This is a genomic window from Pseudomonas sp. KB_15 (genome assembly GCF_052114525.1).
Taxonomy (GTDB): Bacteria; Pseudomonadota; Gammaproteobacteria; order Pseudomonadales; family Pseudomonadaceae; genus Aquipseudomonas.
Window position 1 is genome coordinate 39,406 of the sequence record NZ_JBFREX010000010.1, and the last position, 22,805, is coordinate 62,210.

Sequence of the window (22,805 nt, forward strand, 5' to 3'; positions counted from 1 at the left end):
CGCCTTCGCGAGCAAGCCCGCTCCCACAAGGGCAATTTATTGCTTGTCCTTTCGTGCAAGAGGTCGCTGGCCAAAGCAAGCGCACTTGATGATTTCCCCGCGCAACTGGTCGCAATCGATCAATACCGCCCCCGCCCCGCACCCTAGATTAGCTCCCAGAACACGAAGCCGTACCGCGCGGCCAGTCACTGAGGAGATCGCCCCATGCACAGTTTCCAGACCCGTAAGCAGCAGAGCCCGATCGATGGCTGGGACCATCAGGACCCGGAAGAGGCCTTCACCCTGCCCTCGCGTTACTTCTATGACGAAACCCTGTTCAAGGCCGAGCGCGACAACATTTTCATGCACGCCTGGCACGTGGCCGGGCACGTCAGTGAGTTCGCCGAGCCGGGTCAGTACGTGGTCACGGATCTGTTCAACCAGAGCGTGGTGGTGGCGAAAAACCGTCAGGGCCAGATCCACGCCTTCCACAACGTTTGCCAGCATCGCGGCAATCGCCTGCTCGAAGAACGGCGCGGCACCACCGGCGGCGTGGTGCGTTGCGCCTATCACTCGTGGTGCTACGAAATGGACGGCAGCCTGCGCAGCGCACCCCGCTGCGAGAAGATGAAGAACTTCGAGTTGCAGCAGTTCAACATCCCGCAGATCCGCACCGAAGAATTGGGCGGCTTCATTTACTTCAACCTCGACCCGGCGGCGCCGTCCCTGCGGGATTTGTTCCCCGGGGCGGACGAGGAAATGCGCCGGGTGTTTCCGGACCTGGCCGACATGCGCCTGATCGAAGAGCAAGACGTGATCGTACCGGCCAACTGGAAGGTGATCATGGACAACTCCATCGAGGGTTATCACTTCAAGCTGTCGGGGCCTTGCCACATTGACCTGGCCAAACTGATTGACTTCAAGGGCTACCAATTGAGCAAACGCGACAACTGGTGGACCTACATCGCCCCGGCCAACCTCTCAGTGACCGAAGCCTACGGCGTGCCGCTGCGCAAGGACCTCAACCCGGACGAGTGCTTCTTCAACATCGGCATGTGGCCGAACAATACCTTCTACACCTTCCCGTTCTCGGAGTTCCTGGGCTCATTCATCATGATTCCGCTGGACGCCGAGCGCTCGCTACTGCGCTTCGGTTACTACTCCAGCAATGCCGAGACTGCGGCGGTGAGTACGTCGTGCATGAAGTGGATGAACGAGGATCTGGGGCCGGAGGACATCGCCCTGAACATCTCGGTGCAGAAAGGCCTGCATTCGCTCGGTTACGACCAGGGCCGCTACATGATCGATGCCCAGCGCAGCAATGAAAGCGAGCATCTGGTGCATCACTTTCATCGGTTGGTATTCAACGGGATTCATGGCACCTCTCCTTCCTGAGCCAACACAGTACCTGTGGGAGCGGGCTTGCCCGCGATGACGGTGTATCAGACAACACTTATGTCGGCTGACACGGCCTCATCGCGGGCAAGCCCGCTCCCACAGGGTTTTGTGTTGTTCTTTTTAATGCAGCTTATAAGGGAGCCCCCAACCATGACCAACCATGCGTTTGATTACCTGATCGTGGGCGCAGGGTCCGCTGGCTGCGTGTTGGCCAATCGTCTGGGCGAAGACCCGTCGGTGCGGATTCTGCTGCTGGAGGCCGGTCCGACGGACCAGAGCTGGACCATCGACATGCCGTCCGCCGTGGGCCTGGTGGTTGGCGGCACGCGCTACAACTGGAGCTACAGCTCCGAACCGGAGCCGTATCTGGACGGTCGCCGGATCGGTACGCCGCGAGGCCGCACGCTGGGCGGTTCGTCGTCGATCAATGGCATGGTCTACATCCGTGGCCATGCCCGGGACTACGACGGCTGGGCCGAACAGAGCTGCGACGGCTGGCGTTATCAGGATGTGCTGCCGTATTTCAAGCGTGCGCAAACCCATGCCAAGGGCGCGGACGATTACCGTGGCGCGACAGGCCATCTGCACGTCACCCCCGGCGATACAACGACGCCGTTGTGCGCGGCGTTTCTGGCGGCCGGTGCCGAAGCCGGGTATGGCCTGAGCGATGATCTGAACGGGTATCGTCAGGAAGCCTTTGGCCCTGTGGACCGCACCACCCGCAACGGACGACGCTGGAGCACTGCCCGTGGCTATCTGCGTGAAGCGTTGGCCCGCGGCAATGTGCAGGTGCGCACTGATGCCCTGGCTTTGCGCATTCTGTTCGACGGCAAACGCGCCGTCGGCATTGAGTACGAGCACAACGGCGAGATCCGCCAGGCCTTTGCCCGGCGCGAAGTATTACTGACCGCCGGGGCGATCAACTCGCCGCAACTGTTGCTGCTATCTGGAGTCGGCCCGGCGGCGGAACTGCGGGATCTGGGGATCACGGTCAAACATGATTTGCCCGGTGTTGGCCGCCGCCTCAACGATCACCCGGACACCGTGGTGCAATACCGCTGCAAGCAGCCGGTGTCGCTCTACCCGTGGACCACCGCGCCGGGCAAGTGGTGGATCGGCGCACGCTGGTTCGCCACTCACGACGGCCTGGCGGCGAGCAACCACTTCGAAGCCGGGGCGTTCATCCGCTCCCGGGCCGGGATTGAACATCCCGACCTGCAACTGACCTTCATGCCCTTGGCGGTCAAACCCGGCAGCGTCGATCTGGTGCCGGGCCATGCGTTCCAGATCCATATCGACCTGATGCGCCCCACCAGCCTGGGTAGCGTCACGCTCAAGAGCGCCGACCCCAGGCAGCCGCCGCGCATCCTGTTCAATTACCTGAAAACCGAGCAGGATCGAGCCGACATGCGTGCCGGTGCGCGGCTGGTGCGCGAGATCATCGCGCAACCGGCCATGGCCGCTTTCCGGGGCGAAGAACTGGTGCCCGGCCCGCAAGCGCAAAGTGATGCAGCACTGGACGCCTGGGCCAGGCAGGTCACGGAAACCGGCTACCATGCCAGCGGCACCTGCAAGATGGGCCCGGCGGGCGATGCCGAAGCCGTGGTCGATGCGCAATTGCGGGTGCATGGCCTCGACGGTTTACGAGTGGTGGACGCGTCGATCATGCCGGTGATCGTCAGTGGCAACACCAATGCGCCGACGGTGATGATTGCGGAAAAGGCCAGCGACCTGATTCGCGGCTTGCCGGCGCTACCCGCCGCCGAGGCACCGGTGTGGATTCATCCACAGTGGCAGACGCAACAACGATAGAGTTCACTCATGAGCAATCAGTCGTCCAATAGCACAGAGGCACCCTTCACCTGGCGGCGCGGCGAGGTTACGCCGCTGCGGGTCGCGGTGTTGTTGATGCCATCGTTTTCCAACTTCGGCCTGGCTGCGGTGCTGGAACCGTTGGCCATTGCCAACTGGCTGACTCAACGCTCCTTGTTCGAGTGGTCGCTGCTGTCCCTGGACGGCCAGCCGGTTCAGGCCAACAACGGCCTGACCACCGTCGTCAATGACGGATTGAAGGCTGACCAGGGCTTTGATGTGTGCCTGGTGATTGCCAGTTTCGATGTGCACAAACACAGCCGCAATCTGGCGCTCAAGAGCTGGCTGCGCAAGCAGGCGTTGTTCGGCGCCGTGCTGATGGGCGTGGAAACCGGTACTGAACTGCTGGCGGCGGCCGGCGTGCTCGACGGTTACGCAGCCGCCGTGCATTGGGACAATCTGCAAGGGTTTCAGGAGAGTTACCCACGGGTCCACGCCAAGCCACAGCTCTACACGCTGGAACGCCAGCGCATGACGTGCGCCGGCGCCACCAGCACCCTCGACATGCTGCTGGGCTGGATCGGCCAGAGCCTCGACAGCGAGCTGGCCCGGGAAATCGGCATGCACCTGCTGATGGGGCCTGTACGCGCACCGGCCGACCAGCAACTCGATGGCGGCCTGACCAGCACCGGGCTGTACGGCGGCAAGATTCGCCGTGCCATCGGGTTGATGGAGCAAGCCCTGGAAGAACCGCTCGATTGCGAAGCGATTGCCGCTCAGGTCGGCCTGTCGCGACGGCAACTGGAGCGGCAATTCAAGCATCAGACCGGCCTGTCGCCGCTCAAGTACTACATCACCTTGCGCCTGGCCAAGGCCCACAGCCTGCTGCAACAGACGCGCCTGAGCGTCGCGCAAGTGGCGGCCTGTTCCGGGTTCGGTTCACTGGAGCATTTCTCCCGCACCTATCGTGCCCGCTTCGGCTGCCCACCCAGCGAAGACCGCAGCCAGGTCTGGACCGCGCCGGTGATGCGCCAGCCGTTGCGCAAGGAACACCGGCCGCTCGAGGCAGACTGACTCACAGGCGATAACCCGGTTCTTCCTCATCGAGAATGCCCATCAACGCATTGAAATGCTTGTCGGCAAAGCCCGGATAGTCGAGCCATTGCCGGCAGGTCTTGCGGGCGATTTCGTCGCTGGCGATGCGCAGTTCACGGCCGGTCGAAAGCGAGGTGATGTAGGTCTCGCAGGCACGCTCGAAGTAATACAGATCGTCAAACGCCTGGGCAATGCTCGGCGCCGCCACCAGTACGCCATGGTTGCCCATCAACAGAATCGGCTTGTCACCCAGCAGGTGGCTGACCCGTTCGGCCTCGTCGCCTAATCCCATACCGTCAAAGCCCTCATCGATCACCACGCGTTCGAAAAAGCGCATGCAGTTTTGCTCGATCGGCGGCAGTCGCGAGTCCGCCAGACAGGCCAGCGCCGTCGCATATTTCGAATGGGTATGCAGGATGCAACGGGCATGCGGCTGGTTGCGATGCAAGGCGCTGTGCAGCGCCCAGGCGGTGATGTCCGGCGCGTCCGGACGATCGAGGCTGGCGGGCTCATCGGCATTGAGCAGCAGCAAGTCGCTGGCCTTGATCCGCGAGAAATGCGAGCCGTAAGGGTTGATCAAAAATTCCCGGCCGTCCCCCGACACCGCTACGCTGAAGTGGTTGGCAATGGACTCGTGCAGATTCAGCCGCGCCGCCCAGCGGAACGCACAGGCCAGTCGGATTCGCAATTGTTCGACAGATAGATTCATCCCCGGCTCCCGGATTCTGATCGTTTGCCTGGCAGTGTAGAGCGACGCCTTGCACGTACTTGACGGGAAACGACACCGATTGCCGTTATCCGGTGGAGATCTAATGTAGGAGCGAGCCTGCTCGCGATAGCGGTGTGCCGGGCTCCATCATCGTTGACTGGACGTCCGCTATCCTGCTCAAGCGCCTGCTTCTGCCAACAATGGGAATCGCAGCGTTGGTATTGGCCGGTGTATATGGCGCGCATTGGTGGAGCGCCGGACGCTTCATCGAAGAAACCGACGACGCCTACATCGGTGGCGATGTAACGGTGATCGGGCCAAAGGTGGCGGGTTATATCGAGGAAGTGCTGGTGGCCGATAACCAGAAGGTCAAGGCTGGCGATGTGCTGATCCGTCTCGATTCGCGCGACTACCGCGCCAACCTGGCCAAGGCCGAAGGCGCAGTGGCCGCCCAGGAAGCCTTGCTGGCCAACCTCGACGCTACCGAACAACTGCAACAGGCCGTCATCGGCCAGGCCCGCGCCGGCATCGACGCCGCCGGTGCCGAAACCGCCCGCTCCCGGGACGACGATAGCCGCTACAAAAAACTGGTCAGCACCAACGCCGTCTCGGTGGAAAGCGCCCAGCGGGCTAACGCTACGTTCAAGACCGCCCAGGCCCAAAGCAACCGCGCCCAGGCTGAACTGCTGGCCGCACAACGCCAGTTGAATGTGATCGACACCCAGAAACAGCAGGCCCGTGCCGCTTTGATACAAGCGAAAGCCGAACGTGATCTGGCGCAATTGAATGTCGGCTACACCGAACTGAAGGCACCGGTTGATGGTGTGATCGGCAATCGCCGGGCTCGGGTCGGTGCCTATGCCCAGGCCGGTTCACAATTGCTCTCGGTGGTGCCGACCAGCGGTCTGTGGGTCGATGCCAACTTCAAGGAAGACCAGCTGGCACACATGGTGCCGGGGCAACGGGTGGTGATTCATGCCGACGTGCTGTCGGGTCAGGAATTCCACGGTCACCTGGACAGCCTCGCTCCCGCCAGCGGTTCGCAATTCAGCGTGTTGCCACCGGAAAACGCTACCGGCAACTTCACCAAGATCGTGCAGCGGGTGCCGGTGCGGATTCACCTCGACCCGGCCGACAGTGTGCTCGGCCACCTGCGTCCGGGGCTGTCGGTGACCGCTGAAGTGGACACGCGCAAGGCGCCTGAAGCGCCAGCCGTGGCCAGCGCGCCATGAGCCGCGCCCTCGCCGCCCCGGCGCAACCGTTCAATGCCGCGAACATGGCGACGGCGACCAAGGTCTTCGCCTTTGCCAGCATGTGCATCGGCATGTTCATTGCGCTGCTGGATATCCAGATTGTCTCGGCTTCGTTGCGTGACATCGGCGGCGGGCTCTCCGCCGGCACCGACGAAACTGCGTGGGTGCAAACCAGTTACCTGATCGCCGAAATCATCGTGATCCCGCTGTCGGGCTGGCTGTCGCGGGTATTTTCGACGCGCTGGCTGTTTTGCGCATCGGCGGTGGGTTTCACCCTGACCAGCCTGCTGTGCGGCGTGGCCTGGAACATCCAGAGCATGATCGCCTTCCGCGCCCTGCAAGGGTTTCTGGGCGGCTCGATGATCCCGCTGGTGTTCACCACGGCCTTCGTATTCTTCACCGGCAAGCAACGGGTCATCGCCGCCGCCACCATCGGCGCGGTGGCGTCCCTGGCACCAACCCTGGGACCGGTGATCGGTGGCTGGATCACCGACATATCGTCCTGGCACTGGCTGTTCTACATCAACCTGGTACCGGGGATTTTCGTCGCGGTCGCCGTGCCGATGCTGGTCAAGATCGACCAGCCGGAACTGTCGCTGCTCAAAGGCGCGGATTACTTGAGCATGGTGTTTCTGGCACTGTTCCTCGGCTGCCTGGAATACACCCTCGAAGAAGGTCCGCGCTGGAACTGGTTCAGCGACCGCACGATCCTGACCACGGCGTGGATCAGCGGCCTGGCCGGCCTGGCGTTCATCGGCCGGACCCTGCACGTGGCCAACCCGATTGTCGATCTGCGCGCCTTGAAGGATCGCAATTTCGCCCTTGGCTGTTTTTTCTCGTTCGTCACCGGCATCGGCCTGTTCGCCACCATTTACCTGACGCCGCTGTTCCTCGGCCGGGTGCGTGGCTATGGAGCGCTGGACATTGGTCTGGCGGTTTTCTCCACCGGAGTGTTCCAGATCATGGCGATTCCGCTGTACGCCTTTCTGGCCAACCGCGTAGACCTGCGCTGGATCATGATGACCGGCCTTGGGCTGTTCGCGTTATCGATGTGGGATTTCAGCCCGATCACCCATGACTGGGGGGCCAGGGAATTGATGCTGCCGCAAGCTTTTCGCGGGATTGCCCAGCAACTGGCGGTGCCGCCCGCGGTGACGCTGACGCTCGGCGGCCTGGCGCCCGCACGGCTCAAACATGCGTCAGGGTTGTTCAACTTGATGAGAAATCTTGGGGGGGCTATCGGCATCGCAGCGTGTGCGACCATCCTCAACGACCGCACCAACCTGCATTTCACCCGGCTGGCGGAGAACCTCAACAGCACCAACGAGGCGCTCAACCAATGGCTGTCCCAGGTCGGCAACAACTTCACCGCCCTCGGCCAGAGCGGTGACGCCGGGGTCACCGCCAGCCTGCATCAACTATGGTTGCTGACCTACCGCGAAGCCCAGACACAAACCTATGGCGACGCATTTTTGATGATCATGGTCTGCTTCATCATCGCCACGGCAATGGTGCCCCTGATGCGCAAGGTGCAACCACCGGCCGCGCCGAGTGCCGATGCCCATTGAGGCATCGGCGGATTGTTGAGAATCAGGCCTGAGGCATTTTACGGAAGCCGACCGCCAGGCGGTTCCAGCTGTTGATGGTGCTGATGGCGACGGTCAGGTCGACCATTTCCTTGGGCGTGAACTGCGCGCTGACCACTTCGTAGTCTTCGTCCGGGGCGTGGGTCAGGCTGAGCTGGGTCAGGGATTCGGTCCACAGCAGCGCAGCGCGTTCACGCTCGGTGAAAAACGGCGCCTCGCGCCAGGCCGTCACGGCGAACAGACGACGCGGGGTTTCGCCACCCTTGATCGCATCGGCGGTGTGCATGTCGATGCAGAAGGCACAGCCGTTGATCTGCGAGGCGCGCAGCTTGACCAGTTCGACCAGGTTTTTTTCCAGCGGCAGTTTGGAAACAGCAGTTTCCAAGGCAATCATGGCTTTGAGGGCGTCGGGGCTGGCGGTGTAAAAATCGATACGCGATTGCATGGCGTGTTCCAGGGCAAGTGGGTGTGTCGCTACGTTAGTCCCTCGGCCGGAATACACAAATAGCCAATTTTTCAGAAGTCTAGGAGGCCACTGGCGGTGCCTTCTTGAAAGAAAGTGCTATTTGAGAATTGCTCGCAGAGCTCAGCCGCTATCGCCCTGGCGTTGTGCACTGCCATCCCGATGTGGTGGATTTGCCAGTGTGATGGGCTTCACTTTTCATTTTTGCTGATTCACTGCCGCCATCGCGAGCAGGCTCGCTCCCACATTTGACCGCATTCCCCTGTGGGAGCGAGCCTGCTCGCGAACCGCGAAGCGGCCATTCATCACCGGGTTCAAGCCCGATTGCGCAACCACTGCAGAAACCCCTTCTTCTTCACTACCACCGGCAAGTCTTGGGTAAGCGATTTCGCTTTTTGCAGCCGGTAATCGAGCAAGGCCTTCATTGCATTGTTGATGTCGTGACGGGCATCCAGGCACGGCTTGAGGTACGACTTTTCGATACGGTACAGGCCACAGAATGTCTTGGCGGTAAACTGCGCAGGCAGCGCGCTGTCAGTGAGAATACCCGCCTCGCCGATCACCTCCCCCGGCCCCATGCGTCCGGATTCGTATGGCGCTCCGTGGCGCATCAAGGTCACCGAAATCACGCCGGACTCGATAATGAACAAGTGATCGCTGACCTCCCCCGCATCCAGAATCACCTCCCCGGCGCGAAAAGTTTGCAGGGTCATGTTCTGGCTGAACGTGTCTTTCTCTTCCTGACGCAGGGTGGAGAAAATCGGCGAGCTGTCCAGCAACGCCCGTTTCCGTGTCGAATTGATTGGTGGGCTGGGTTCCACGCTCGACAGCAGGTTGACGCCGGACGCCTGCAAGTGCCGGTAGGCCAGGTCGAACAGTTGATTGCGCACTGAACGTTTCTCGTCCATCGACGCGACAAAACCGCTGATTTCGTAGACCGCTCCGGTGTTGCTGGCGGCTTTCAGGCTGACGCTTGGCGACGGTGTATCCAGCAGCGCACGGCAGCCTTGCATGGCCCGCTCCAAGGCCTCGATCACCGTGCTCGGGCGCGCATGCGGGCTCACTTCCAGGGAGACGGAGATTCCGAACATGTCGCTCGGCCGACTGAAATTGATGATCTTGGCCTTGGCCGCCAGGGAGTTGGGTATGACCGCCATGCAACCCTGGGAGGTTTGCAGGCGCGTGGCGCGCCAGTCGATGTCGGTGACCCGGCCTTCCATGCCATCGATGGAGATGTAGTCATCCAGTTGATAGGGTTTGGTGGTGTTCAGGACGATCCCGGAAAACACGTCGCTGAGGGTACTTTGCAAGGCCAGGCCGACAATGATCGCCAACGCACCGGACGTCGCCAGCACCCCCTTGACCGGTAGATCGAGTACGTAGGCCAGGGCGGCAATGATCGCGATCAGGAAAATCACGGCACCGAGCAAATCCTGAAGCAATCGCCCGGTATGCCCGACCCGTTGCATCATCACCGCGCCGATCAGCACGGTCAGGGTCCGCGCGCCGAACAACCACCAGCCGATCTGCAACCCCGTGGCCGCCAGGTGCAACGCTACGTTGTCGGCCCAGGGCGGCGGCTCCATCGGGTTCAGGCCTTCGTTGAACAACAGCAGGCTGAACAACGAAAAAATCACCACCCGCACCAGCAGCCGCCAGGCACTGCCAAGGGCACTGAGCAAGTACCACAAACCAAGATCGATCAGGATCAGCGCCATTGCGCAGATCAGCGGGTGTTCGGTGAGCAATGACAGCATCAAGCAACTCCAGCCAGGGCCAATAACGCAAAGATCGCATGGATTGGCCTTAGTGTAGGAGCAATTGATTTCGCTGGATGAACACGTCTGGCTGGACACACTGAAAAACCTGTAGGAGCGAGCCTGCTCGCGATGGCGGTAGAACAGACACTGCTGCAGTGACTGTCAGTCCGCTATCGCGAGCAGGCTCGCTCCTACAGGGGGATGCGTGATGCCGGAGTTACTTGCTGTTGGCCAGCGTGCTGTAGCTGGTCATCAGGTTGCGGTAATCCGGAATGTGGTTGGAGAACAGCGTGGCCAACCCTTCGATATCGTTGCGCCAGTCACGGTGCAGTTCACAGGCCAGGCCGAACCAGGTCATCAATTGCGCGCCCTCAGCGGTCATACGGCTCCACGACGAATCGCGGGTCAGTTCATTGAACGTGCCGGAGGCGTCGGTGACCACGAACACTTCAAAACCTTCGGCCAGCGCCGAAAGTGCCGGGAACGCCACGCAGACTTCGGTCACTACGCCGGCAATGATCAGTTGTTTCTTGCCGGTGGCCTTGACCGCCTTGACGAAGTCTTCGTTGTCCCAGGCGTTGATCTGGCCCGGGCGGGCAATGTACGGCGCGTCCGGAAACAGTGCCTTGAGCTCCGGCATCAGGGGGCCGTTGGGGCCGGTGTCGAAACTGGTGGTGAGGATGGTCGGCAGCTTGAAGTACTTGGCCAGGTCGGCCAGGGCCAGCACGTTGTTCTTGAAACGATCCGGTTCGATGTCGCGCACCAATGACAGCAGACCCGCCTGATGATCAACCATCAAAACCGCGGCGTTGTTCTTGTCGAGACGCTTGTAGGAAGTACTCATTGCAGTAGTCCTCGCATGATATCGATGCCGAGTGAAATCGGCGTGGGGTAACCGGTTAGCGCTGGGAGTCCAGTGCCTCGTGTTCGCTCGCCACTTGCTGAGCCTTGAGGTAGCTCTCGATCAGCAATTGATAATGCGGCATGGCCTGGGCGTAGACAGCGGCCCACTGCTCGGCATCCGGACGGTTCCACGAGCCTTGCAGCTCAGAAAGCGTAGCCATGATGTCGATCGGCACCACCCCTGCCTGGGACAAACGGGCAACGGTCAGATCAGTGGCCAGTTTCGAGTGGTTGCCGGAGGCGTCGACCACCGCAAACACCTTGTAGCCTTCATGCACGGCGGCGATTGACGGGAACGCCAGGCACACACTGGTCAAGGTGCCGGCGATCACCAGGGTTTTCTTGCCGGTGGCTTTGACCGCCGCGTGAAACTCCGGGTTGTCCCAGGCGTTGATTTCACCTTTGCGCGCCACGTATTGCGCATGGGGCGCGGCTTCGTGAATCTCCGGAATCAGCGGCCCGTTCGGTCCCTGGGGAACGGAAGCGGTGGTGATCACCGGCATTTTCAGCAGGGTCGCAGCCTTGGCCAGGGCAATGGCGTTGGCGCGCAGTTGTGGCACGTCCATGTCCTTGACGATCTGGAACAGTCCGCTCTGATGGTCGATCAACAACATGGCGGCATCGTTGGGGTCGATGGTCGGTTTCTGGCCGTTGAAATTGGCCGCGTTGACGGTACTCATGTGTGTTTCCTCTTTATTACAGGCAACAGCCATCCCTGGCCTCGGACCGGCCTACGCATCCTGTGTAGAACGGGTTGTTGAAACGGAACGGGTTAAGCGTGCATCCGGCCGAAGCGACCGGACTGGAAGTCGGCGAAGGCCTGGTGAATTTCTTGCTCGCTGTTCATCACGAACGGTCCGTGGCCGACGATCGGCTCGTCGATCGGCTCGCCGCTGAGCAGCAGCACCACTGCGTCTTCGCCGGCTTCAAGGGTCATTTGATCGCCCTTGCGCTCGAACAGGGCCAGTTGCCCTTGGCGCACCGATTCCAGGCCGTTGACCTGAACGGTGCCGCGCAGGACCACCAGTGCGGTGTTACGCCCTTCATGCAGGTCAAGGGTGAGCAACTTGCCGGCATTCAAACGAATGTCCCACACGTCGACCGGGGTGAAAGTGCGCGCCGGGCCCTTGTGACCGTCGAACTCACCGGCGATCAGGCGCAGGCTGCCGGCGTTGTCCTGCAAGGCGATGCCCGGGATGTCGCGGTCGAGAATCGTCTGGTAGCCGGGGTCGGCCATTTTGTCCCTGGCTGGCAGGTTGACCCACAGTTGCACCATTTCCAGGGTGCCACCGCTCCTGGCGAAACCGTCGGAGTGAAACTCTTCATGCAGGATCCCCGAGCCAGCGGTCATCCATTGCACATCGCCGGGGCCGATCTTGCCGCCACTGCCGGTGGAGTCCTGATGCTCCAGTTCGCCCTTGTAAACGATAGTCACGGTTTCGAAGCCACGATGGGGATGCTGACCAACGCCACGTCGTTCGGTGGTCGGGGTGAATTCAGCGGGGCCGGCGTGATCCAGCAACAGGAACGGGCTGATGTGTTTGCCCAGGTTGTCGTAGGAAAACAGCGTGCGAACCGGAAAACCATCGCCAACCCAATGGGTCCGTGGACTGGTGTAGATACCGATGATGTTCTTCATGGTGTCTCCTGATGAGGTGAGTGAAGCCATGGACAAAGCTTAAAACCGTGACCTTTGCTGCGCTAGACTGCAAAAATCAGCTTTAGCGTTCTATTTGGAGAACGATGGTGGAAGACCTCAACACCCTCTATTACTTCACTCAGGTGGTGGAGCACCACGGTTTCGCCGCGGCCGGGCGCGCACTGGATATGCCCAAGTCCAAGCTCAGCCGCCGCATCGCCGAACTCGAAGAGCGCCTTGGTGTGCGCTTGCTGCACCGCACCAGTCGGCATTGCTCTTTGACGGAAATCGGCCAGGCCTATTACCAGCGCTGCCTGGCCATGCGGGTGGAGGCGGAAAGCGCCGCCGAACTGATCGAGCGCAACCGCTCCGAGCCCCAGGGCCTGGTGCGTATCAGTTGCCCGACGGCGCTGCTCAACTCCTGGGTCGGACCGATGCTGACCCGCTACATGCTCAAGTACCCCTTGGTGGAGTTGTTCATCGAGAGCACCAACCGCCGGGTCGACCTGATTCACGAAGGCTTCGATATTGCGCTGCGGGTACGCTTTCCGCCGCTGGAAAACACCGACATGGTGATGAAGGTGCTGGGCAACAGCACCCAGAGCGTGGTCGGCAGCCCGGGCTTTTTATCGCGCCTGTCGACACCGGCCTCCCCGGCCGACCTCAGCGGCTTGCCGAGCCTGCACTGGGGCGCGGCGCAACGCGAATATCAGTGGGAACTGTTCGGTGCCGATGGCAGCACCGCGATGATTCGTCACGCGCCGAGGATGGTCACCGATGACCTTTTGGCCTTGCGCCATGCGGCGGTTGCCGGGATCGGCATCGTGCACCTGCCCAGCGTGGTGGTGCGCGATGAAATCGCCGCCGGTCATCTGGTGGAACTGGTGCMGGGCTGGGCACCGAAAAGCGGTGTCATCCATGCGATCTTCCCCTCGCGTCGAGGCTTGCTGCCTTCGGTACGCACGTTGATCGATTTTCTCGGGGAAGAATTCGGCCGCAGTGATATTGCTTAGGGGTGGGGGGTAAGGGTTTAGACCGAGTGATGGCCATCGCGAGCAGGCTCGCTCCTACATTTGGAATGCATTCCCCTGTGGGAGCGAGCCTGCTCGCGATGAGGCCAGTACAAACATCATCAATGCCGTAATCTGCCGATGATTTTTGACTTACGGTAAACATTGCTTTGCCGCTCCAGCGGTTTTTCTCACGGATGCATACGCGGATACTCGCGTCCATTCCCACTGCAACCTCTGGAGTCATTGATGTCTATTCCCGCATTCGGTCTGGGTACGTTTCGCTTGCAAGGCCAGGTGGTCATCGATTCGGTGAGCACCGGCCTTGCGCTCGGCTACCGGGCGATCGATACCGCGCAAATCTACGAGAACGAAGCCGAAGTCGGCGCGGCAATCGCCGCCAGCGGCATCGCCCGGGAAGAACTGTTCGTCACCAGCAAGATCTGGGTCGCCAACCTGGCCGGTGATCGTCTGATCGACAGCCTGAAAGAAAGCCTGCGCAAACTGCGGACCGACTACCTGGACCTGACCCTGATCCACTGGCCATCGCCGGATGATCAAGTGCCTGTCGCAGAATTCATGGGCGCCCTGCTCGAAGCCAAGCGCTTGGGCCTGACCCGGCAGATCGGCGTGTCCAACTTCACCATCGACCTGATGAAGCAAGCGATTGCAGCCATCGGTGCCGAGCACATCGCCACCCACCAGATCGAACTGCACCCGTACCTGCAAAACCGCAACGTCGTCGCTTTCGCGCAGCGCCAAGGCATCGGTATCACGTCATACATGACCCTGGCGTACGGTGAAGTCCTCAAGGACCCGCTCATCCAGCAGATCGCCGAACGCCTGCAAGCGACGCCGGCTCAGGTCACCCTGGCCTGGGCCATGCAATCGGGTTACGCCGTGATCCCGTCGTCCACTCGCCGGGCAAACCTTGAAAGCAACTTGAAGGCTCGCGAGCTGACCTTGAGCGAAGCCGACATGGCCTTGATCGCAACGCTGGATCGCGGCCACCGGCTGACCAGCCCAAAAGGCATCGCGCCGAACTGGGATTGAGCCTCAATCCTGCTCGAGACGCTGGTCCAGGCGGGCCATAGCATGCTGCAACTGGTCGACGGCGTCGTCGATCAGTGCCGCGCGACCGTCATTGCACGCCCGCTCCAGTTGTTCGCAACACTCGACCAGGCCAAGCGCTCGCACCATCAGCGCCCCGCCCTTGATCCGGTGTGCCAGCACCTGCAAACCCGGGCGATTGTCGCCAGCGTGCAAGGCCAGCAAATGCTCGCGATCCTCGCGGTTGGTCAGCGCCAGATCGCGCAGCAGTTGATCGATCAGCTCACGGTCCGAATCCGCATAGCGTTCCAGCCCGCTCAAATCGAACTCGGCGAAGCCAGGGTTCTCGATTGCCGCTGAGGGGGCGCTGGAAAACCGCTGGGCCAACCACGCCTGCAAATCCACCAGGCGAATGGGTTTGAACAGGCAATCATCCATGCCCGCCGCCCGACACCGGGCCTTCTCCTCGGCCTGCGCATTGGCGGTAAAGCCCAGAATCAGCGTCGGCGACAGGCGCTGCACCTGCTCTTGCTCACGTATCGCGCCCGCCAACTCGTAACCGCTGAGCACCGGCATGTTGCAGTCGGTGATGACCAGCTCGAACCCCTGCCCACGCCATTGTTCAAGCCCCTGTGCCCCGTCTTCAGCCAGCACCACGCGATGGCCCAGGTAGCTCAGCTGCCGCGAAAGCAACAGACGATTGGCCGGATAATCGTCGACCACCAGAATCGACAACGCCCGGGTCGTGAGCTGCTCCGGCCCCTGGGACACCACTTCGGCCGGCAAAGCCTGCAGGACGGGCAGCACCAGACTGAGGTCCACCCGCGTGCCGCGCCCAAGCTCACTGTCGAGTTGCAACCGGCCTCCCATCATTTCGCAAAGGGTACGACTGATAACCAGGCCCAGGCCGGAACCCTGCCGGGCCGTCTGCTGGCTGTTGCCCGCCTGCACGAACGAGCTGAACAGGCGTTGCTGGTCAAGAGCGCTGATACCAATGCCGCTGTCCTCGATCTGTACGCTGACGGCGAGGTGCGCCGGGGCTTGAGGCCGTACTCGCAGTGTCAGGCTTACCTGGCCTTCCCGGGTGAACTTGATCGCATTGCTCAGCAGATTGGACAGCACCTGTTTGAAGCGCGTGGGATCGAGCATCACGTCACAGTCGCTGTGTTCGTCGAGATCGACCCGCCACTGCAGATTCTTCTGCACCGCCAACCCTTCGAAAACCCGGCAGACCGACGTCACCAGCGCGTGCAGATTGACCCGCTCCGGCGTCAGCGACAAATGCCCGGATTCGATCCGGGCGACGTCCAGAATGTCGCCGATCAAATCCAGCAACTGCTGCCCGGCGTTGGACGCCACCTCGATGGCGGCGCGGTCGGTCTCCCCTTCATCGGCCCGTTTCAGCGCCAGTTCGAGCATGCCGATCAATGCGTTCATCGGCGTGCGGATTTCATGGCTCATGGTGGCCAGGAACGTGGTCTTGGCCCGGTTGGCGTCGTCCGCCGCGTCCTTGGCTTCCTGCAATTGCCCCAGCAATTGCTGACGCTGGCGAATCTGACGCCGCTGCCAGACGATCCCGGCCAATGCGAGCAACAGCAAGACACCCGCCACCACAAACCCCTGCACGATCGGTTGCCGGTGTCGCAGCCAGTAACTCTGCTCGACCATCGAGTCATAGCGCCAGGGTTGGGTCAGTTCGTCAATTTCTTCGGGCGGGATGCTCAACAGCGCCTTGTCCAGGATCGAATGCAGTTCGGTGGCCTCGCGACTGGTTGCCAGGGTGCTGCGGGCGGGGTCGGTGCCCACGGTGCTGGTCACTTGCAGGCGATCGCGATACTGCCGGGAAATCAGGTAACGGGCGCTGATCAACGAGTTGATGCCACCATGGGCCTTGCCCTGGGCAACCATTTCCATGGTGTCCGTCGACAATGGCGCATCCACCGGCTGGATCAGCGGGTAATGCTGGCGAAGGTACTCGCCGGCAATGTTGCCCTGGGTCAGCGCCAGCGTTTTTCCCGCCATGTCATCCAGCGTTCTGGGGCTGTCCGCGGCCACGCGGGTCACCAGCACCGACGGGCTGCTCAGGAACGCGCGGGTGAACAGCAATTCATCTTCACGCCGGGAACTGAGACCGATACCGGCCAGTACATCGATCTGCCCGCTCTTGATGCCGGTCATCATCTCGGCCACCGACTTCATGCCCTGGATGTCAAATTGCAACCCGGTGCGCGAAGTGATTTTCGCCAGCACATCGACGCCGATACCGCGAAACTTGCCTTCGCTGTCGACAAATGAAATCGGCGGGATGTTTTCGTTGATCGCGACCCTCACCCGCGGGTGGCGTTCGAGCCAGTGCTGTTCGGCCACACTCAATTGCAATGACTGGGTGCCGGGGATAGACACCCCGTTTGCCCCCCAACGACGCAGGATGTTCATTTGTTTATTGGTGGGGATGACCGCCAGCGCCTTGTTGACGATGCGCAACAGCGAATCGTTGTCGCGGGCCATCGCAAAGGCAAAACGCCCGGACTCCATGGGCGAGAAGTCCGTCAGGTGCACATTGTTCAGGTAATTCTTGCTGATCAGATAATGGGCATTGATCGCATCGCCCAGATAGACATCGGCCTGGCCGAACGCCACGGCGCCCATCGCCGCCAGTGTCGAGGGAAACAGCTGGACCTGCGCTTTGGAATAGAACTGTTGCACGCTGTATTCGGGCAGGTAGTGATACAGCATCGCCAGCCGCTTGCCGGCCAGTGTCGGGTCGAGCACCGGAGGGAAATCGGTGCGGGTGACCAGCACCGGTTGATCGACCGCGTACGCGCTGGACATCTGTAGCTGCGGATCTTCGGCTTCAAATCGATTGGCCGTTCCCAGCAGGTCTGCCTGCCCTTCCTTGATAGCCTGCACTGCGTCGGCCCGCGACGGATAACATTGAATCTCGATGACAACGTTCAACAACTGTTCGAGCAACCCGGCGTAATCGGCTGTCACGCCTTCGAACACCCTGCCCGCCGTGTTGAACTCGAAGGGGGGATAGTCCGGCGACGAGACAGCCAGCACCAATCGACCCTTTTGCTGCAACCAGCGCAACTCGGTTTCCGACAACCTGACGCTCAGGCCTTCGGCACTCGAGCGTCCCAACAGGGTCAACGACTGCTGGGCACAGACCGTCGATGCCCAGAGAAGAAGGCCAATCAGCATCCCACCTGCCAGTCGTCGGAGTGCGTTCATTCAAATCAAATGATTGCGCAGGGCGAAATCCCTCAAGTGCACCGACGAGCTCACGTTGAGCTTGAGGATGAGCCGGGTCTTGTAGGTACTGACGGTCTTGTAGCTCAGGTGCATGATCTCGGCGATTTCCAGGTTTTTCGAACCCCGGGCCAGGTACTGCAGAATGGTCAATTCACGATTGGAGAGTCTGTCGATCAACTGCTTTTCACTGCGTTGCAACTCCCCCATCGACACGGAACTCGAAGGGATCTGGGCGAAATAGGTATAGCCTTTCATCACGCAACTCACCGCCGCCCTCAAGTCATCCAGATCCTTGCTCTTGGAAACATAGGCAAGAGCCCCGGCACGCCTGCAGCGATCCTGATAAAACTGGGCCTCCAGCGAGGTGAACACCACCACGCGGCATGGCGTGACCTCGGCCTTGATGCGATCCATCACCTCAAGCCCCGCCACACCGGGAAGGCCCAGATCAAGCAGCACGACATCCGGTTGATGCTGCCGGATCAACGACAAGACCTCATCGCCACGGGAAGCCTCGTAAATCCGCTCGAACCCTTCTTTATTGAGTACGAGTGTGATCATGGAGCGAACCACCGGATGATCTTCCACAATCAGTGCTGACTTCATGACAACTCCCGTGCAAACCAACACGATCGGGCAAAAAATGCCCTCCAGGCACCGCAGCGGTTGGGCACAACGCTGCGCATAGACTTTTGCATGGATGGCTGGAAAGAACTACCTGACAGAAATGACAGTTCCGACGAGCGGTAGCCGAGGATCGACGGCGCTCATCAACTGCGTGATTGACGCCAGGTCCGGCAGAGCGGCCTGGCTGACCTGGACATTGCCCGCGACAGGCGGCAACGGCGCCTGCTGTTCATTGAAGATAAAGGCGTGATGAACCTGCGGGTTGTCGGCAAGGAAACCGAACAGGTCCAGCGCTCCGCCGGCCATCGCTCCATTGACGAGCACCAGATCCAGAGGCTCGCAACCGTACTCCACCAGTGCAAGGAGCTCGTCGAGGCTGTGCACCGGTGCAACGCGAAAGTAGCCGAGCTGGTTGAGCAGCCGCTCGATCCGCAGGCGGTTGAAGTGCTGCGCATCGGCGATCAGGATGCGCAAGGATTTGTTCGGCAAGGTGACCTCCAAAAGGATGTCGGTTTCAAGAGGTCGCAAAGCCTACGGAAGACCGCCCTAGGTTTATGTAGGAATATTCCTAAATAAATGCTGGTTATTCTGGCTCTTGATTGGAAAACGCAAAACCGCCTCAAGGCTTCGCCAACGACTCTCTGCCCCTGAAACCCTGGCTTTTACTCCGTGGTACTCGGACTCCAGAACGCCTGCACCACCAGGGTCGACGTCGAAATCCGTGCCACCAGTGCATCCAGTTCATCACCATCGACCGAGGTGGTCGCCAGGGTGGCTTCGATTTCAATTTCATCGGTGCCGAAGGCATGCACATCGACATCGCTGGCCGGATAGTTGCTGCGCTCCAGTTCGGCTTCGAGCAAGGCCAGCACGGTTTTTTGCTGCGTACGCCGGGCAATGACATAGACGATGTTGGTGACTTCTGCGGAAATCACATCCAGCGGCTGACGGTTGATGTTGTTGACGATCGGTCGCAGCAAGGTGTTGGCCGCGAGCACGAACAAGGTGCCAAGCAGCGCCTCGGCCAGCAGGTCGGCACCGGCGCAGGCACCGACTGCCGCCGAGGTCCAGAGCGTCGCGGCAGTATTGAGGCCGCGCACATTGCCCTCTTCGCGCATGATCACCCCGGCACCGAGAAAGCCGATGCCGGAAACCACGTAGGCCACGACCCGCACGGCGCCTTCGGCACCGGCGAGCCGGTTGGCCATGTCGACGAAAATCGCCGCGCCCACCGCCACCAGCACGTTGGTGCGCAGGCCGGCGGTGCGCTGCCGGTACTGACGCTCGAAACCGATCAGGCCACCGAGGATGAATGCCGCGCTGAGGCTGACCAGGGTGTCGAGCAGGGAGGTCAGGTTGAGGTTGTTGATGGCTTGCATGAAAACTCCTTAAGAAACACACAATCCCCTGTAGGAGCGAGCTTGCTCGCGATGACGGCAGCACATCCAGCATTAAGGTGACTGATCTATCGCTATCGCGAGCAGGCTCGCTCCTACAGTGACGGTGTTGACCGAACGCTTATTGCCAGCCAAACCGCCGGATGTAGAACCCTTTCACCGCCTGGGTCAGCGCCATGTACGCCAGCAGGATCACGGGCAGGAACACGAAGTACAGCGACGGCAGCGCCTGCAGTTTGAAGTGATGCGCCAGCGGCCCCATCGGCAGGAAAATCCCCACGGCCATGATCAGTCCGGTCATCACCAGCAACGGCATGGCCGCGCGGCTCTGCAGGAACGGGATCTTCGGCGTGCGGATCATGTGCACGATCAGTGTCTGGGTCAGCAGCCCGACCACGAACCAGCCGGACTGGAACAGGGTCTGGTGATCCGGGGTGTTGGCATCGAACACGTACCACATCAAGGCGAACGTCATGATGTCGAAGATCGAACTGATCGGCCCGAAAAACAGCATGAAGCGCCCGACATCCGCCGGCTGCCAGCGCTGCGGTTGCTTGAGCATTTCGTCATCGACGTTATCGAACGGAATGGCGATCTGCGAAATGTCRTAGAGCAGGTTCTGCACCAGCAGSTGCAKCGGCAGCATCGGCAGGAACGGGATGAACGCACTGGCCACCAGCACCGAGAACACGTTGCCGAAGTTCGAACTGGCGGTCATCTTGATGTACTTGAGCATGTTGGCGAAGGTCCGGCGCCCTTCCAGCACGCCCTCCTCCAGCACCATCAGGCTCTTTTCCAGCAGGATGATGTCGGCCGCTTCCTTGGCGATGTCCACGGCGCTGTCCACGGAAATACCGATGTCAGCGGTGCGCAGGGCCGGGGCATCGTTGATGCCATCGCCCATGAAACCGACCACATGGCCGTTGCCCTTGAGCAGACGGACGATGCGCTCCTTGTGCGACGGCGTCAGTCTGGCGAAGACGTTGGCGGTCTCCACGGCATTCGCCAGTTCGGCGTCGCTCATGCGTTCGATGTCATTGCCCATCAGCAGGCCTTGCTGTTCCAGGCCGACCTCGCGGCAGATTTTCGCCGTCACCAGTTCGTTGTCGCCGGTCAGCACTTTCACCGCCACGCCATGGGCCGCCAGGGCCTTGAGGGCCGGCGCGGTGCTCTCTTTCGGCGGATCGAGAAAGGCTACGTAACCGATCAGCGTCAGTGCCTGTTCATCGGCCAGGCTGTAGGTGTCGCGGCCTTCAATCATTGACCGGGCTGCTACGGCAACCACCCGCAAACCTTCGGCGTTGAACGTGGCCGTGACCTGACGGATTCGCGCCAGCAGTTCTTCGGTCAACGCTTCATCGACTTCGCCGTGACGTACCCGCGAGCAGACCGCCAGCACTTCTTCCACCGCGCCCTTGCAGATCAGCACGTGCGATTGCTCGTGCTCGGCGACCACCACCGACATGCGCCGGCGAGTGAAGTCGAACGGAATCTCGTCGACCTTGCGAAACGCCGTGCCGACTTTCAATTCGCGATGGACCTCGACGTGTTCGAGCACCGCCACATCCAGCAGGTTTTTCAGCCCTGTCTGGTAGTAGCTGTTGAGGTAGGCCATTTCCAGCACGTCATCGGAATCGCGACCCCAGACATCGACGTTGCGCGCCAGGAAGATCTTGTCCTGAGTCAAGGTGCCGGTCTTGTCGGTGCACAGCACGTCCATCGCGCCGAAGTTCTGGATCGCGTCGAGGCGTTTGACGATGACTTTTTTGCGCGACAGGAACACCGCGCCCTTGGCCAGGGTCGAGGTGACGATCATCGGCAGCATTTCCGGGGTCAGGCCCACGGCAATCGACAGCGCGAACAGCAGCGCTTCGGTCCAGTCGCCCTTGGTGAAACCGTTGATGAACAACACCAGCGGCGCCATCACGAACATGAAGCGGATCAGCAGCCAGCTGACTTTGTTGACCCCGGTCTGGAACGAAGTCGGCGCCCGGTCGGTTGCGCCTACGCGCTGGGCAAGGGCGCCGAAATAGGTGCTGTTGCCGGTGGTGAGAATCACCGCCATGGCCGTGCCGGACACCACGTTGGTGCCCATGAACAGGATGTTGTCCAGGTCCAGGGGATTGAGCGTGTCGCGGTCTTGCTGGCGAGGAAACTTTTCCACCGGCATCGATTCACCGGTCATGGCCGCCTGGCTGACGAACAGGTCCTTGGCGCTGAGCACCCGGCAATCGGCGGGAATCATGTCACCGGCAGACAGCACGATCAGATCGCCCGGCACCAGCTGCCTGATCGGCAATTCGATGCGCTGCGCGCTGTGCTCCTCAAGGTCCCGGCGCATCACCGTGGCGGTGTTGCTGACCATTGCCTTGAGGGCATCGGCGGCCCGGTTGGATTTGGTTTCCTGCCAGAAACGCAGCAAGGTCGAGAGCACCACCATGGAGAAAATCACGATGGCGGCTTGCATGTCCTCGGTCAGCCAGGAGATGACCGCCAGCAACGTCAGCAGCAGGTTGAACGGATTCTTGTAGCAGTGCCACAGGTGCGTCCACCAAGGCAGCGGCTGTTCATGCTCGACTTCATTTAGGCCGTATTGCTGGCGCAGGGCATCGGCTTCAAGCTCGCTCAAGCCATCGGTGTGACTGCCCAGCGTGCTGAGCAATTGCCCGGTGTCGCTACCGGCAGCGGCCACCAGGGTTTGCGCCAGGGTGGGTGGGACTTCACGGCTGACCGTGGTGTCGGTGAAAGTTTCCAGCAACGCCAGGCGACGAAAGTGCCGGGCGATGTGGCGGTTGCGCAGGAAACCTGCGAAGAGTTCCTTGAGGGTAAGTTTCATGGCTGGTGCCCCTTTGGTCAGCCGGGAAACCGT

The 22,805-nt window shown here is 61.0% G+C and carries 18 protein-coding genes; 7 read left to right on the forward strand and 11 right to left on the reverse strand.

Annotated elements, in window-relative coordinates:
* Positions 1–204: 204 nt before the first annotated feature.
* From AB4Z35_RS12185 to AB4Z35_RS12195, 3 genes are all read left to right on the forward strand, one after another.
* Positions 205–1,374 carry an aromatic ring-hydroxylating oxygenase subunit alpha gene (locus tag AB4Z35_RS12185; RefSeq protein ID WP_442097239.1) on the forward strand — a complete coding sequence of 390 codons (1,170 nt, stop codon included), beginning with the start codon at positions 205–207 and terminating at the stop codon, positions 1,372–1,374.
* 153 nt (positions 1,375–1,527) lie between these two features.
* Positions 1,528–3,189 (forward strand): choline dehydrogenase, encoded by a 1,662-nt coding sequence (locus tag AB4Z35_RS12190; RefSeq protein ID WP_442097240.1) that lies wholly within the window; start codon positions 1,528–1,530, stop codon positions 3,187–3,189.
* Positions 3,190–3,198: 9 nt separating this feature from the next.
* On the forward strand, positions 3,199–4,263 hold the full coding sequence (locus AB4Z35_RS12195) for a GlxA family transcriptional regulator (RefSeq protein WP_442097242.1): 1,065 nt from the start codon (positions 3,199–3,201) through the stop codon (positions 4,261–4,263).
* Between the two features lies 1 nt (position 4,264).
* On the opposite strand, the gene AB4Z35_RS12200 is transcribed toward AB4Z35_RS12195, so the two are convergent.
* Positions 4,265–4,993 (reverse strand): class II aldolase and adducin N-terminal domain-containing protein, encoded by a 729-nt coding sequence (locus AB4Z35_RS12200; RefSeq protein ID WP_442097243.1) that lies wholly within the window; start codon positions 4,991–4,993, stop codon positions 4,265–4,267.
* A gap of 134 nt (positions 4,994–5,127) precedes the next feature.
* On the opposite strand from AB4Z35_RS12200, the gene AB4Z35_RS12205 reads away from it, so the two are divergent.
* Complete coding sequence (locus AB4Z35_RS12205; RefSeq protein WP_442097245.1) at positions 5,128–6,225, forward strand: HlyD family secretion protein; 1,098 nt, start codon at positions 5,128–5,130, stop codon at positions 6,223–6,225.
* Positions 6,222–7,814 (forward strand): DHA2 family efflux MFS transporter permease subunit, encoded by a 1,593-nt coding sequence (locus AB4Z35_RS12210; RefSeq protein WP_033052496.1) that lies wholly within the window; start codon positions 6,222–6,224, stop codon positions 7,812–7,814. The genes AB4Z35_RS12205 and AB4Z35_RS12210 overlap by 4 nt, the downstream gene beginning before the upstream one ends.
* Before the next feature lie 22 nt (positions 7,815–7,836).
* Here the strand turns inward: AB4Z35_RS12210 and AB4Z35_RS12215 are convergent, their stop codons facing one another.
* From AB4Z35_RS12215 to AB4Z35_RS12235, 5 genes are all read right to left on the reverse strand, one after another.
* On the reverse strand, positions 7,837–8,277 hold the full coding sequence (locus tag AB4Z35_RS12215) for a carboxymuconolactone decarboxylase family protein (RefSeq protein ID WP_442097247.1): 441 nt from the start codon (positions 8,275–8,277) through the stop codon (positions 7,837–7,839).
* 332 nt (positions 8,278–8,609) lie between these two features.
* Complete coding sequence (locus AB4Z35_RS12220) at positions 8,610–10,052, reverse strand: mechanosensitive ion channel domain-containing protein (protein WP_442097249.1); 1,443 nt, start codon at positions 10,050–10,052, stop codon at positions 8,610–8,612.
* Positions 10,053–10,272: 220 nt separating this feature from the next.
* Entirely contained in the window at positions 10,273–10,899 is a 627-nt protein-coding gene (gene ycaC, locus AB4Z35_RS12225; protein ID WP_007984216.1) for an isochorismate family cysteine hydrolase YcaC, read from the reverse strand.
* Positions 10,900–10,954: 55 nt separating this feature from the next.
* Positions 10,955–11,638 (reverse strand): isochorismatase family protein, encoded by a 684-nt coding sequence (locus AB4Z35_RS12230; RefSeq protein ID WP_007984214.1) that lies wholly within the window; start codon positions 11,636–11,638, stop codon positions 10,955–10,957.
* Positions 11,639–11,730: 92 nt separating this feature from the next.
* Positions 11,731–12,597, reverse strand: coding sequence for a pirin family protein (locus AB4Z35_RS12235; RefSeq protein ID WP_442097250.1), 867 nt, complete (start codon positions 12,595–12,597; stop codon positions 11,731–11,733).
* Positions 12,598–12,701: 104 nt separating this feature from the next.
* Here AB4Z35_RS12235 and AB4Z35_RS12240 point away from each other — a divergent pair, with 104 nt between their 5' ends.
* Both AB4Z35_RS12240 and dkgB read left to right on the forward strand, forming a co-directional pair.
* Entirely contained in the window at positions 12,702–13,610 is a 909-nt protein-coding gene (locus AB4Z35_RS12240; RefSeq protein WP_442097251.1) for a LysR family transcriptional regulator, read from the forward strand.
* Positions 13,611–13,856: 246 nt separating this feature from the next.
* Positions 13,857–14,660 carry a 2,5-didehydrogluconate reductase DkgB gene (gene dkgB / locus AB4Z35_RS12245; RefSeq protein WP_442097253.1) on the forward strand — a complete coding sequence of 268 codons (804 nt, stop codon included), beginning with the start codon at positions 13,857–13,859 and terminating at the stop codon, positions 14,658–14,660.
* Between the two features lie 3 nt (positions 14,661–14,663).
* Here dkgB and AB4Z35_RS12250 read toward each other — a convergent pair whose 3' ends face one another.
* The 5 genes from AB4Z35_RS12250 to mgtA all read right to left on the reverse strand — a co-directional run bounded on the left by AB4Z35_RS12250 (position 14,664) and on the right by mgtA (position 22,772).
* Positions 14,664–17,861, reverse strand: coding sequence for a transporter substrate-binding domain-containing protein (locus AB4Z35_RS12250; RefSeq protein WP_442097254.1), 3,198 nt, complete (start codon positions 17,859–17,861; stop codon positions 14,664–14,666).
* Positions 17,862–17,891: 30 nt separating this feature from the next.
* The gene (locus AB4Z35_RS12255) at positions 17,892–18,518 is read right to left on the reverse strand and encodes a response regulator (protein WP_442097256.1); all 627 of its coding nucleotides are present in this window, start codon (positions 18,516–18,518) and stop codon (positions 17,892–17,894) included.
* 108 nt (positions 18,519–18,626) lie between these two features.
* Positions 18,627–19,028, reverse strand: coding sequence for a chemotaxis protein CheY (locus tag AB4Z35_RS12260; RefSeq protein WP_442097357.1), 402 nt, complete (start codon positions 19,026–19,028; stop codon positions 18,627–18,629).
* A 173-nt stretch (positions 19,029–19,201) separates the two neighbouring features.
* A complete protein-coding gene (locus tag AB4Z35_RS12265) occupies positions 19,202–19,918 on the reverse strand; it encodes an MgtC/SapB family protein (protein ID WP_007999644.1) in 717 nt (238 codons plus the stop codon).
* Positions 19,919–20,057: 139 nt separating this feature from the next.
* On the reverse strand, positions 20,058–22,772 hold the full coding sequence (gene mgtA, locus AB4Z35_RS12270; protein WP_442097258.1) for a magnesium-translocating P-type ATPase: 2,715 nt from the start codon (positions 22,770–22,772) through the stop codon (positions 20,058–20,060).
* Positions 22,773–22,805 lie beyond the last annotated feature (33 nt).